The sequence below is a fragment of the Streptomyces sp. NBC_00249 genome (assembly GCF_026342355.1).
Classification (GTDB): Bacteria; Actinomycetota; Actinomycetes; order Streptomycetales; family Streptomycetaceae; genus Streptomyces.
In genome coordinates this window covers 604,079-617,683 of the sequence record NZ_JAPEMV010000002.1, presented here as the reverse complement: position 1 = coordinate 617,683, position 13,605 = coordinate 604,079, and the positions used below count along the sequence as shown (strand labels likewise).

Here is a 13,605-nt window from a genome sequence, read left to right as displayed (position 1 = left end):
CCCCTTCCGCATGCCTAGGCCGAGGGGGCCGAGGGGGTCGCCGTGCAGACCGTGCCCGCGCCCGGCACCTTGCCGTCCAGGAGGTAGCCGTTGACGGCCTGCTGCACGCACTTGTCGCCGCTGTTGTACGCGCCGTGCCCCTCGCCCTTGTACGTCAGCTCCACGCCCACGCCCTTGCCGAGCCGCTCCACCATCCTGCGGGCCCCCTCGTACGGGGTCGCCGGGTCACCGGTGTTGCCGATCACCACGATCGGGGCCGCACCGGGGGCGGACACGTCCGGGGTCTCCCAGGCGCCGGCGACCGGCCAGTCGGTGCAGCTCAGCATGGCCCAGCCGAGGAAGTCCCCGAAGACGGGCGAGGCCTTGCGGAACTCCGGCAGCTTCGCCCTCGTCTGCTCCAGGGTGTAGCGGTCCTTGGAGTCCGCGCAGTTGATGGCCGTGTTCGCGGCTCCGATGTTGCTGTAACGACCCTGCTGGTCACGGCCGTTGAGGGCGTCGGAGAGCGCCATCAGCAACTGCCCCTGGCCGCCCTCCGCCTCGTCGAGACCCTGCTCCAGCAGCGGCCACAGCTCCTTCGAGTACAGGGCCTGGGCGATGCCGTTGGTCGCGGAGCTCTCGGTGAGCTTGCGGTCGCCGATCCCGTCGATCGGCTTGTCCGCCAGCTGCTTCTGGAGCTTGATGACGTTCGCCTCGATCTCCTTGGCGGTGCTGCCCTGGAGACGGCAGGCGGCGCCCCGGTTCACGCAGTCCTGGGCGAAGTTGCCGAGGGCCAGCTGGAAGCCCTTCGCCTGGCCGAGCGCGCCCTCCTCGGAGGTCTTGGTCGGGTCCACGACCGCGTCGAAGACGGCCCGGCCGACGTTCTTCGGGAAGAGGTGGGCGTAGACCCCGCCGAGCTCGGTGCCGTAGGAGATCCCGAAGTAGTTCAGCTTCTCGTCGCCGAGGGCCTGGCGGATGCGGTCCAGGTCGCGGGCGGCGTTCTCGGTGCCGACGTGGGGGAGGACGGCGCCGGAGTTGCGCTCGCAGGCCTGCTGGTAGCGCTTGATGCCGTCGACGTACGCCTTCTCCTGCTCCGGGGTGGAGGGCGAGGAGTCCTGGGCGTAGTACGCGTCCAGCTGCTTGTCGCCCTCGCAGCGCACCGGCGCGCTGCGGCCGACCCCGCGCGGGTCGAAGCTCACCAGGTCGTAGCGCTTGCGCAGGGCCTCGTACTCCTTGGCGGCGCCGGGGAGGGTGGTGATGCCGGAGCCGCCGGGGCCGCCGAAGTTGAAGACGAGGGAACCGAGGCGCTTCTTGCGGTCGCGGGCCTTGGCGCGGATCAGGGACAGGGGGATGGTCTGACCCTCGGGGTCGGCGTAGTCGAGGGGGACGTCGAGGGTGGCGCACTGCCAGTCCTTGCCGGGCACCTGGCCGCCGCCCTCCAGGGCGGTGGGGGCCGGGCACTCGCCCCACTCGAGGGGCTTGGCGTCCTTGGCGGCGGACTGCGCCTTCCTTCCGCTGCCGCTGCCGTCTCCGCTGCCGCTGTCGGAGCAGGCGGCGGTGGTGAGGAGCGTGGCGGTGAGGGCGGCGGCGGTGGCGGTCCGCAGGACGATTCGGGGCATACCCCCATCCTCGGCGCCCCCGCCGCCGCCCGCTCCCGCGCTGACCCATCCGTGTCCCGCCCCTGCCCTGCCGGGCCCGCCCGCGCCTGCCCTGCCGGGCCCGCCCGCGCCTGCCCTGCCGGGCCCGCCCGCGCCTGCCCTGCCGGGCCTGCCCGCGCCTACGTCCCGCTCGGGCCGCGCCCGCGCCTACGTTGCCCCCGCTCGGGCTGTGCCCGGGGCTCCCGGCCCTGGTCTGCGGCGCGGGCTGCACGGCGGCCGGCCTGCCCCTGGCGCTCGCGCACCCCTGGCTGCCGCTCGCGGCGGTCGGGGCGGCGCCGTTCGTCGCCGTGAACACCCGGTACGCGTGGCGGGGCCGCGAGCGGGCCCTCGCCAACGGCCTGGCGGCGGCCCTGTGCGCGGCCGCCGCGCTCTCGCCCTGGCTGGCCGTCCCCTTCGCCGCCTACCTCGCCCGAGCCGTCGGCCTCCCGGGCCGCGGGCTGCGCCCTGCGATGGTGGGCGCCACGGAACTCGCCTGCTCGGCGGCCCTCCTGACGGCGCTGCTCCTGGTGTTCCGAGGCGGGGTGCGGGCTCCCGCTGCGCGGAGCAGTCCCCCACCCCGCCCCTTCCCGAAACCGGGGCTGCGCCCCGGACCCCCTTCGGGGCTGCGCTCCGGACCCGGTCGGGCCCGCGCCCCGGACCCCCTTCGGGCCCGCGCCCCGGACCCCCTTCGGGGCTGCGCTCCGGACCCGGTCGGGCCCGCGCCCCGGACCCCCCTCGGGGCTGCGCCCCGGACCCCCTTCGGCTCCGCCCCGGGCCCGGTCGGGCCTGCGCCCGGCCCCTCGGGGCGGCTGCGCCCCGGGTGCGGTCGGGCTCGCGCCCGGGCCCCCTCGGGCCGGTGGCCCGGGCTCGTGGGGTCGGGGCGCGGGCCCGGGGTGGGGCGGGGGAGCTGCGCAGCTAGATGGCTTCCTTGCGGGTCAGGAAGTTGAAGGACACCCAGCCCGGGAGGACCGGGAGCCAGAAGGTCATCAGGCGGAAGAGGAGGACCGCGGAGATGGCGACCTCCTTGTCCAGGCCCGCCGCGATCAGGCCCAGCGTCAGCGTGGTCTCCACCGCGCCGATGCCGCCCGGCGTCGGCGCCGCCGAGCCCAGGGCGTTGCCGGCGAGGAACACCACCGCGATGCTCGCGTAGCTGATGGCCTCGCCGCCCCCGAAGGCGCGGATCGAGGCGTCCAGGCACATCACGAAGCAGCCGGTCAGCAGCAGCATGCCGCCGATGCCGGTCATCAGCTTCTGCGGCCGCTGGAGCACGTCCAGCATGCGCGGCACCACACCCGCGAACAGCGCCCGGACCCGCGTCACCACGAACTTCCGCAGGAACGGCACCGCCGTCACGACGAGGACCAGCACCGCCACCGTGAGCAGCCCCGCGATGACCGTCCTGGACGGCGTCATCTCGGGGGTCTTCTCGGTACCGGTCAGGTAGCCGAAGGACAGCAGCAGCAGGATGTGACTGGCCAGCCCGAACAGCTGCGAGGCGCCGACGCTGGCCACCGCGAGCCCGGGCCGGACCCCGGCCCGCTGCAGGAACCGGGTGTTCAGCGCGACACCGCCGACCGCCGCCGGGGCGACCAGCTTCACGAAGGACCCCGCCACCTGCGCGACGACCGTCCGCAGGAACGGCACCCGTTCGGGTACGAAGCCCAGCAGGCTCATCGCCGCCGCGAAGTACGTCAGCGCCGAGAAGGCGAGCGCCGCCCCGACCCAGCCCCACTGCGCCTGCCCGACGATGGTCGCGAAGTCCACGTGCGCGAGCTGCGTGAGCAGGAAGTACGCACCGAAGGCGCCCGCGATGAACGAGACGAGCGTGCGCGGCCGGATCCGCTCCAGCCGGGCCGGTTCCACCGGCGCCTGCGGGCGGATCAGCAGCACCTGCTGGCGGATCTGGCTCAGCAGGTCCTCCTCCCGGGCCCCGTCGAGGGCGTCGTCGAGGGCCTTCTTCTCGGCCTTGCGGTCGGCCGCCGTGGTCGCCGACGCGGCCGAGGCCCCCGCGGAGTCCGCCTCGCGCAGGGCCTTCGCCGCGCGCGAGGACTCCAGTACGGCCTCCCGCTGCCGGTCGGCCCGCTCCCGGGCCAGCCTGCGCAGGACGGCCCGGGTGGAACGGCTCAACGCGATCGGCTGGAGCAGCGGCAGGCAGTCCGCCACCGCGTCCGGGCCGAGCACCGACACCGCCGACGCCACCGAACGCTCCGCGCCGACCCGCAGGCCGAGCGTGGTCAGCAGCTGCGCGATGTCCATCCGCAGCACCAGGTCGCCGGCCGCGATCTCGCCGCCCCGCAGGTCGGTGAGGATGACCTTGCCGGAACGATCCACCACCAGCGCGTCCCCGGTGAGCCGGCGGTGCGCGATCCGGCGCGACTGCAGGGCCCGTACCTGCTCCCACGCGTTGCGGCTCAGTTCGTCGGTGATCTCCTCGTCGGGGAGCGCGTCGAGGCTCCGGCCGCCCAGGTGCTCGTAGACGAGCATCACGGCGTCCGGGCCCAGCTCGGAGGTGGCGATCAGCTTCGGCGCGTTGGCCCCGGCCGCGATGGCGGCGTAGGCGAGCAGGGCCTCCTGCTCCAGGGCCTGGCGCAGCGACTGCAGGCTGCGCCGGGTGGTGATCCCGCGCAGGGTCATGCGCCGCCAGACCCGGTAGAAGAAGCCGTGGGCCTGCTGCTCGCGGTCGACGACGGTGACGTCGAGCGGCGGCCCGTCCTCCAGGGTGACGTGGTAGCGCCGCCCCCGGTCGCTGGCCTCGGAGGTGTCCCCGTCCGGGGCCTCGGCGCGCATCGCGCTGACCGGCTGGAAGCCGACGCGGCGCAGGCCGGCGAGGAGGTTCTGCCCGGTGGGCCGGACGTTCGGCGAGCCGACCGCGTACAGGGTGCCGTACGCGACGCTCCAGCCGATCAGCACCGTCAGGATGATCGAGAACGGCGTGGTGTACCCGCCGACCAGCATCGCGAAGGCGTCGAGCAGCAGCACCACCCACAGCGCGACCCGCCAGCGCGGCCGCCGGGTCATCCCCACGGCGGTCATGTACGCGATCACGGGCGCGAGGTAGCCGTGCACCGGGTCGGTGAGGGCGCCGCCGCTGCCGGTGGGCTGGGTGAGGGCGTTCTGGATGGTCTCGGGCGCGGCCTGGGAGACCCACAGGTCGGTGGCGAGGGTGACGCCGTGCGCGAGGACGGCGGCGAGGACCCCGTCCGCGATGCGCAGCCCGTCGCGTTTGATCAGCCGCTCGATGGCGAAGGCGACCGGGACGAGGAGCACCGCGATGCTCGACACCAGCCCCGCGATCTTGATGAGCAGGGCGGGCGCCTGGCCGGTGCCCTGGCTGATGTCCTGCTCCAGGCCCGCGGTGGTCTGCTGGGCGAAGGCGGCGATGGCGAGGACGACCGCGATGCCGAGGACGCCGGCGAGGACGCGTACGAGGTCCGAGGGCCGGTGCACGCGGGCGGCGAGCAGCGGTTCGTCCACCTCGACGCGGTCGGCCGCCGTCGGGGTGTGGCCGGGCGGGTCGTCGGGGTGCGGGTCGGGGGCGCCCTCGGCGGCCCGGGCCTGGGCGCGGGCCTGGGCGCGGGCCCGGGCCGGAGCCGTGGCGGGGGCCAGCGCGGCGTCGGGGTGCGGCTCGGCGCCGGAGCGGGGACCCGGGCCGGAGTCGGAGTCCGCGCGGGAGCCGGGGTCCGGGGCGGGCGTGGAGCCGTCGCCGGGGTCCGGGCCGGGGCGGGGTTCGCCGCCGGGATCCGGGCGCCGGGCGCCGTTGTGCGGGCGCGCGTCCTCGCCCCGCGCCGCGCCGTCCGGAGGGCTCACACCCTGCTCCTTCGCCGTCACATCCGTCTCTTCTTGATCACGTATCACCAGTCACCGCCCGGAAGATGGTGGCACGGACCGGCGGCCGAGCGGGGCAGCAGGGTGCGCGCCGGGACGGAAGGGAAGCTTCCGCGAGCGTGTCCGCGGCATCCGGCACCATGTCCCGAATGAGCGAAGAGCTTCCCGCGTACGCGGAGCGGGTGCTGGAGGTGGCCGAGCGGATTCCGCCCGGCCGGGTGATGACCTACGGGGACGTCGCGGAGTGGCTCGGCGAGGGCGGACCGCGCCAAGTCGGGCGCGTCATGGCCCTGTACGGAGCAGCCGTGCCCTGGTGGCGCGTGGTCCGGGCGGACGGCGTACCCCTGCCCGGGAGCGAGCGGCGGGCGCTGGAGCACTACCGCGCCGAGGGCACCCCGCTGCGCGAGACCCCCTCCGGCGAGCCGCGCCTGGCGATGCGCGGAGCCCGCTGGGACGGACGGGAAGAGGACGGCGGAGGCGACGAGGCTCACATCTGACAGCTTCCGCCATGCGGGACGCGGGCGGACGGTCGAAGGCGCGTACGGGGGACGACGCCGCGGGCCCCCGGGGCGACGCCCCGCCCCACCGGGACGGACTGCGCCGGCCGCCGCGGTTGGCGTAGCGTTGCCTCTTCGGCGCACGCCGCCGAGGCGGTGCGCGCGGCACCCGCGACGCCCGGAACACCCGCAGACCCACCAGGACCGGCACCCCACGTGATCACCTCCTCCTCCGGCCGCTCAGAGCGGCGTACGCGGACCCCTGACGCGTACCGCCTGGTGCGCACCGGGCCGGACCAGGTGGCTCCCCCTGTCCTGGACGCAGCACAGCGCGCGGTGGTTGATCACGCCCGCGGACCGCTGCTCGTCCTCGCCGGACCGGGCACCGGGAAGACCACCACCCTCATCGAGGCGGCCGCCGCCCGCGTCGAGGCCGGGACCGACCCGGCCCGCATCCTGATCCTCACCTTCAGCCGCAAGGCGGCCGTGGAACTGCGCGACCGCGCCGCCCTGCGCCTCGGCGGCGCCCGCGCCCCGCAGGCCACCACCTTCCACTCCTTCTGCTACGGCCTGGTCCGCGCCCACCAGGACCACGAACTGTTCGCCGACCCGCTGCGGCTGCTGTCAGGACCGGAGCAGGACGTCATGGTCCGCACCCTGCTCGACGGCCAGCGCAAGCTGCGCTCCATCCGCTGGCCCGACGACCTGCGCGCCGCGCTCACCACGCGCGGCTTCGCCGACGAGGTCCGCGCCGTCCTGGCCCGCGCCCGCGAACTGGGGCTCGGCCCGCGGGCCCTGTCCGACTTCGCCGACCGCATCGGCCGCCCCGACTGGAAGGCCGCCGCCGCCTTCCTCTCCGAGTACCTCGACGTCCTCGACATGCAGGGCACCCTCGACTACGCGGAACTCCTGCACCGGGCCGTCCTGCTGGCGGAGCGCACCCCGGCCCTGTCCGGGTCCTACGACGTGATCCTCGTCGACGAGTACCAGGACACGGACGCCTCCCAGCTGCGGCTGCTGCGCGCGCTGAACGGCCCCGGCGGCACGCTGATCGCCTTCGGCGACCCCGACCAGTCGATCTACGCCTTCCGGGGCGCGGACATCAACAACATCCTGGACTTCGAGTCGGCCTTCCCGGGCGCCGCCGTCCGCGCCCTGACCGTCGGCCGCCGCTCCGGCTCCGCCCTGCTGGCCGCCACCCGCCTCCTCACCACCCGCATGCCCGTCCCGCGCCTGCCGGCCGCCGCCGTGCGGGCCCACCGGGACCTGCGGCCCGTACGGGAGGGCGGACGGGTGGAGGTGTACACGTACCCGACGGCCGGCGCCGAACTGGACAACATCGCCGACATCCTGCGCCGGGCCCACCTGGAGGACGGGGTGCCCTGGCAGGACATGGCCGTCCTGGTCCGCGCGGGCGGCCGCACCCTCCCGGCGATGCGGCGCGCCCTCGTCGCGGCGGGAGTCCCGGCGGAGACCGACGCCTCGGCGACCCCCCTCCGCCACGAACCGGCGGTCTCCCCCCTCCTCACGGCCCTCCGCCTCACCGCCACCGCGGCCCTTCCCACGCCCCCGCCCCCGGACGGCTCCGCCCCGGACGGTCCCGCCCCGGACGGCTCCGCCCCGGACGGCTCCGCCCCGGACGGCCCCGCGCCGAGCGGCTCCGCCTCGGCTCCGGAAGCTCCGACCCCGGACCCGGCCGTCGCCGACGACGGCTCCGACGCCCCGGCTCCCGCCGACGACGCCGCCGGGATCCCCCCGGAAGACGCCGGCTGGGTCGGGGTCGAGGCCGCGCTCACCCTGCTGACCTCGCCCCTCGGCGGTATGGACGCCGCCGATCTGCGCCGCCTCGGGCGGGCCCTGCGCGACGAGGAGCGGGCCGCCGGGGTCACCGCCCCCGCGCCCTCCGACGTACTGCTGGCCCGTGCCCTCGCCGAGCCCGGGCGGCTCACCGCCCACGACCCCGCCTACGCCCGCGGAGCGCAGCGCCTCGGGCTGCTCCTGCGCAAGACCCGCGAGCTCCTCCAGGGCGGCGGCACCGCCGAAGAGGCCCTGTGGACCCTCTGGGACGGCACCTCCTGGCCCGACCGCCTGGAGCGCCGCGCCCGCCGCGGCGGCGCCGCCGGACGCAACGCCGACCGGGACCTCGACGCCGTCTGCGCCCTCTTCGACAACGCCGCCCGCGCGGAGGAACGTACCGGCGGCCGCGGCGCCCTCAACTTCCTCGAACAGCTCGAGGCCGAGGACATCGCCGCCGACACCCTCACCACCCGCGCCGTCCGCACCGACGCCGTCCGCCTGATGACCGCGCACCGCTCCAAGGGCCTGGAGTGGGGCCTCGTCGTCGTCGCCGGGGTCCAGGAAGGGCTCTGGCCCGACCTGCGCCGCCGCGGCTCCCTCCTCGAAGCCGACCGCATCGGCCGCGACGGCCTCGCCGAACCCCTCACCCCCGGCGCGCTCCTCGCCGAGGAACGCCGGCTGTTCTACGTCGCCGCCACCCGCGCCCGTCACCGCCTCGTCGTCACCGCCGTCAAGGCACCCGCCGAGGACGGCGACCAGCCCTCCCGCTTCCTCACCGAACTCGGCGTCACCCCCAAGGACGTCTCCGGCCGCCCCCGCCGCCCCCTCGCCGTCCCCGCGCTCGTCGCGGAACTCCGCGCCACCACCGTCGACCCGGACGCCTCGCCCGCCCTGCGCGACGCCGCCGCCCGCCGCCTGGCCCGCCTCGCCGCGCTCACCGACGACGAGGACCGCCCCCTGGTGCCCGCCGCGCACCCGCAGCGCTGGTGGGGCCTGTACGAGCCCACCGCCTCCACGGTGCCGCTGCGCGACCGGGACCGGCCCGTCGCCCTGTCCGGCAGCGCCCTGGAGCAGCTGGCCAACACCTGCTCCCTCCAGTGGTTCCTGGGCCGCGAGGTCAAGGCCGACGCCCCCTCCACCGCCGCCCAGGGCTTCGGCAACGTCGTCCACGTCCTCGCCGACGAGGTCGCCTCCGGCCGTACCCCCGCCGACCTCGCCGTCCTGATGGAACGCCTCGACTCCGTCTGGGACGCCCTCGCCTTCGACGCCCCCTGGAAGTCCCGCCAGGAGAAGGACAACGCCCGCGCCGCCCTGGAACGCTTCCTGCGCTGGCACACCACCGACCGCGGCGGCCGCGCCTCCGTCGCCACCGAGCACGACTTCGACGTCACCCTCGACGCCGGCGAGTACGCCGTCCGCATCCGCGGCTCCATGGACCGCGTCGAGGCCGACCCGCAGGGCCGCGCGTACGTCGTCGACTTCAAGACCGGCAAGGGCGCCCCGACCAAGGACGAGGTCGCCCGCCACCCCCAGCTCGCCGTCTACCAGCTCGCCGTCCGCGAGGGCGCCGTCGACGAGGTCTTCGACGGCCGCCGCCCCGAGCCCGGCGGCGCCGAACTCGTCCAGCTCCGCCAGGGCGCACCCAAGAAGGACGGCGGCGACGAGGTCCCGAAGATCCAGGCGCAGCAGCCGCTCGACGGCGGTCCCTCCGGCGAGTGGGTCGGCGACCTCCTCGCCACCGCCGCCGGCCGCGTCCTGGACGAACGTTTCGCCCCCGCGACCGGCGAACACTGCAAACGCTGCTCCTTCCGCAGCGCGTGCAGCGCCCTCCCCGAGGGCCGCCAGACCGTGGAATGAGACGGCGGCTCTCGCCGTCCGGGACTGTCGGTGCGGGCGGCTAGCCTTTTGGGGTGACCGCGTACGAGTCCGGGCGCGCGCCCGTCCTCACCGATCCCGAGCAGCTCAAGGAGCTCCTCGGGATCCCGTTCACGCCCGAACAGCTGGCCTGCGCCGCCGCCCCGCCCGACCCCCAGGTGATCGTCGCGGGCGCCGGCTCCGGCAAGACCACCGTCATGGCCGCCCGCGTGGTCTGGCTCGTCGGCACCGGAGCCGTCGCCCCCGAACAGGTCCTCGGCCTCACCTTCACCAACAAGGCCGCCGGCGAGCTCGCCGAACGCGTCCGCAAGGCACTCGCCCGGGCCGGCATCACCGACCCGGACCCCTCCCCGCACGAGGCCGGGTCGGCCGGCGGCGAGCCCCGCATCTCCACCTACCACGCCTTCGCCGGACAGCTCCTCAAGGACCACGGCCTGCGCATCGGGCTGGAGCCCAGCGCCCGCCTCCTCGCCGACGCCACCCGCTTCCAGCTCGCCGCGAAGGTACTCCGCGAGGCCCCCGGCCCGTACCCGTCCCTCACCAAGTCCGTCCCCGACCTGGTCGGCGACCTCCTCGCGCTCGACGGGGAGCTCTCCGAGCACCTCGTCGAACCGGCCGCCCTGCGCGCGTACGACACCGGGCTGCTGGACTCCCTCGTCGAGGTCAAACTCACCAACGAGGACCTGCGCAAGGTCCCCGAAGCCGTACGCGGCCGCCTGGAGCTGCTGGAACTCGTCGAGCGCTACCGCGCCGCCAAACGCTCCCGCGACCTCTTCGACTTCGGCGACCAGATAGCCCTCTCCGCCCGCCTCGCCACCACCCGGCCCGAGGTGGGGACCCTGCTCCGCCAGGAGTTCCGCGTCGTCCTCCTCGACGAGTACCAGGACACCTCCGTCGCCCAGCGGCTGCTGCTGTCCGGACTGTTCGGCGGGGGCACGGGTCACGCCGTGACCGCCGTCGGCGACCCCTGCCAGGCCATCTACGGCTGGCGCGGAGCCTCCGTCGCCAACCTCGACGACTTCCCCGAGCACTTCCCGCACGCCGACGGCCGCCCCGCCACCCGCCTCTCGCTCAGCGAGAACCGGCGCAGCGGCGGCCGCCTCCTCGACCTCGCCAACGGCCTCGCCGCCCCGCTGCGCGCCATGCACGAGGGCGTCGAGGCGCTGCGCGCCGCCCCGGGCGCCGAGCGCGACGGCCAGGTCCGCTGCGCCCTGCTGAACACCCACGCCGAGGAACTGGAGTGGCTCGGCGACTCCGTCGCGCACCTGGTGCGCACGGGCAAGGAGCCCGGCGAGATCGCCGTGCTGTGCCGCTCCGCCGCCGACTTCGCGCGGATCCAGGCGGTCCTGGTCGCCCGGGACGTACCGGTGGAGGTCGTCGGCCTGTCCGGGCTCCTGCACCTCCCCGAGGTCGCCGACCTCGTCTCGGTGTGCGAGGTGCTCCAGGACCCCGGCGCCAACGCCGCCCTGGTCCGCCTCCTCATCGGCCCGCGCTGGCGCATCGGCGCCCGCGACCTGGCCCTGCTCGGCCGCCGGGCCCGGCAGCTGGTGGCCCGCGCCTCCGCCGACGACGGCCCCGACGGGCGGCTCGCGGCGGCGGTCGAGGGCGTGGACCCGGCGGAGATCGTCTCCCTGGCCGACGCCCTGGAGACCTTCCTCGACGGAGCCGGCCAAGCCCCCGACGACCTCCCCTTCTCCGCCGCCGCCCGGGTCCGCTTCGCGCACCTCGCGCAGGAACTGCGGGACCTGCGGCGCTCCCTCGCCGACCCGCTGATGGACGTCCTGCACCGCGTCCTGTCCACCACCGGCCTGGAGGTGGAGCTCTCCGCGTCCCCGCACGCGCTGGCCGCCCGCCGGCGCGAGACCCTGTCGCACTTCATGGACGTCGCGGCCGGTTTCGCCGCCCTCGACGGGCAGGCCACCCTGCTGGCCTTCCTGGCCTTCCTGCGCACCGCCGCCCAGTACGAGAAGGGCCTCGACCACGCCCTGCCCGGCGGCGAGAACACCGTGAAGGTCCTCACCGCCCACAAGTCCAAGGGCCTCGAGTGGGACGTGGTCGTCGTCCCCGACCTGTGCGCGGGCTCCTTCCCCAAGGACAAGGCCCCCGAGGCCTGGACCTCGTACGCGAAGGTCCTCCCGTACGCCCTGCGCGGGGACGCCCCCACCCTGCCCGCCGACCCGGCGTGGACCTCGGCCGGCCTGAAGTCCTTCAAGGCCTCCCTCAAGACCCACAAGCAGACCGAGGAACTCCGCCTCGGCTACGTGACCTTCACCCGCCCCCGCTCCCTGCTGCTGGCCTCCGGCCACTGGTGGGGCCCCACCCAGAAGCGCCGCCGCGGCCCGTCGGAGTTCCTGGAAGCCCTGCGTACCCACTGCGAGGCCGGCTACGGCGAGATCGACGCCTGGGCCGAGGAGCCCGCCCCGGACGCCGAGAACCCGGCCCTGGCCACCGACGCCACCCCGGACCACTCCTGGCCCCTCCCCCTGGACCCCACGTCCCTCACCCTCCGCCGCCGAGCCGCCGCCCTGGTCGAATCCCACCTCGCCCACCCCCCGACCCCGCCCCACCCCCGGACCCCGCCCGACCCCACCCCCGACGACCCCTACCTGTGGCCCCCCCACTGCGAGGACCCCTCCTACGCCACGGAACCCCCGGAGCCCGACCCCTGGGCGGGGGACCCGCCCTTCGCCCCACCCCCGGCCCCGCCCGAGGCCGACCCCTGGGCGGGGGACCCTGCGGCCGATGGTCGCGCGCTCCCGGCCCCGCCCGGGGCGGCGTCCGCGGGTTCGTCCCTGCCCGGTGCCGGTGCCGGCCTGCCCGGAGACGGTCTCTGGGCCGGCGAAGCCGTGCCCGTCGACCCCTGGGGCGGAGCCCCGGCGGAACCCCACGGGGTCCGGGGCGCAGCCCCGGTTTCGGGAAGGGGCGGGGTGGGGGACGACCTCCCCGGCCCCGCCGCGCCCGGCACCCCGGACGACCTCTGGGCCGGGGAGCCCGCCACCCCCGCCAGGACCGCTTCCGGCCCGCCGGCCGATGCCCCCTGGGCGGCAGCCCCGCCGCACCCCGCCGGTGACGACCCCTGGGCGGGGGAGCCGCCGGAGCCCGACGAGGATCCGTGGGCCGGGGAGCACGCGCAGCTCCCCGCGCAGCGCCCCGCGCCGGGCGCCCCCGCGCACCCCGACCGGGGCTCCGGGGCCGGCGCCCCGGGCGACCTCTGGGCCGGGGAGCCCGCCGCGCCGGCGGACCACGCCCCGCCCGGCAGGGCAACGGCCCTGACCCCCGAAGAGGCCCGCGCCATCGCCTCCTGGGACCGTGACCTCGACGCCCTCGAGGGCGAGCTCCGCCGCGCCCGCGCAGCCGTCCGGGACGTCGAGCTGCCCTCCGCCCTGTCCGCGAGCCAGCTCCTGCGGCTCGCCGCCGACGAGCAGGGCTTCGTACGCGATCTCGCCCGCCCCATGCCCAGGCCTCCGCAGCCCGCCGCCCGCCAGGGCACCCGTTTCCACGCCTGGGTGGAGTCCCGTTTCGACGAGCTGCCCCTGCCGCTCCTCGACGTCCTCGACCCGGACACCGAGCTGCCCGGCTCCGACCAGGACGTCGCCGACGAGGCCGACCTCGAAGCCCTCAAGGCGGCCTTCGAGCGCAGCGAGTACGCCGAGCGCACCCCGTACCGGATGGAGGCCCCGGTCCAGCTCACCCTCGCCGGCCGGGTGATCCGCGGCCGGATCGACGCCGTGTACAAGAACCCGGACGGCTCGTACGAGGTCGTCGACTGGAAGACCGGCCGGACCACCCAGGCCGACCCCCTCCAGCTCGCCGTGTACCGCCTCGCCTGGGCGGAAGCCACCGGCACCCCCCTCGACCAGGTCGGCGCAGCCTTCCTGCACGTGCGCAGCGGCCGCGTGATCCGCCCCCGCGGCCTTCCCGGCCGGGCCCGTCTTGAGCGGATCCTCCAAGGCAAAACGGGCACGGACAGTGACCCTCGGGCGGACGGATAGGCTCGT

6 protein-coding genes are annotated in these 13,605 nt (G+C 76.0%); 4 read left to right on the top strand and 2 right to left on the bottom strand.

Annotated elements, in window-relative coordinates; genetic code table 11:
• Positions 1-14 precede the first annotated feature (14 nt).
• Entirely contained in the window at positions 15-1,595 is a 1,581-nt protein-coding gene (locus tag OOK31_RS11590; protein WP_267012353.1) for an alpha/beta hydrolase, read from the bottom strand.
• A 191-nt stretch (positions 1,596-1,786) separates the two neighbouring features.
• Between OOK31_RS11590 and OOK31_RS11585 the strand changes: the two genes are divergently transcribed.
• A complete protein-coding gene (locus OOK31_RS11585) occupies positions 1,787-2,560 on the top strand; it encodes a YwiC-like family protein (RefSeq protein ID WP_267012352.1) in 774 nt (257 codons plus the stop codon).
• Here OOK31_RS11585 and OOK31_RS11580 read toward each other — a convergent pair.
• Positions 2,529-5,420, bottom strand: a complete 2,892-nt coding sequence (locus OOK31_RS11580; protein ID WP_267012351.1) for a lysylphosphatidylglycerol synthase domain-containing protein — start codon at positions 5,418-5,420, stop codon at positions 2,529-2,531. The two genes, OOK31_RS11585 and OOK31_RS11580, sit on opposite strands and share 32 nt — an antisense overlap.
• A 158-nt stretch (positions 5,421-5,578) precedes the next feature.
• On the opposite strand from OOK31_RS11580, the gene OOK31_RS11575 reads away from it, so the two are divergent.
• From OOK31_RS11575 to OOK31_RS11565, 3 genes are all read left to right on the top strand, one after another.
• Positions 5,579-5,935 carry an MGMT family protein gene (locus tag OOK31_RS11575; RefSeq protein ID WP_323188204.1) on the top strand — a complete coding sequence of 119 codons (357 nt, stop codon included), beginning with the start codon at positions 5,579-5,581 and terminating at the stop codon, positions 5,933-5,935.
• Positions 5,936-6,151: 216 nt separating this feature from the next.
• Positions 6,152-9,589, top strand: coding sequence for an ATP-dependent DNA helicase (locus OOK31_RS11570; protein ID WP_267012349.1), 3,438 nt, complete (start codon positions 6,152-6,154; stop codon positions 9,587-9,589).
• A gap of 53 nt (positions 9,590-9,642) precedes the next feature.
• The gene (locus OOK31_RS11565; protein WP_267012348.1) at positions 9,643-13,599 is read left to right on the top strand and encodes a UvrD-helicase domain-containing protein; all 3,957 of its coding nucleotides are present in this window, start codon (positions 9,643-9,645) and stop codon (positions 13,597-13,599) included.
• Positions 13,600-13,605: the final 6 nt, after the last annotated feature.

Coding starts and splice junctions, on each gene's coding strand:
- OOK31_RS11590 (WP_267012353.1), bottom strand. CDS start 1,595: ATGCCCCGAATCGTCCTGCGGACCGCCACCGCCGCCGCCCTCACCGCC.
- OOK31_RS11575 (WP_323188204.1), top strand. CDS start 5,579: ATGTCCCGAATGAGCGAAGAGCTTCCCGCGTACGCGGAGCGGGTGCTG.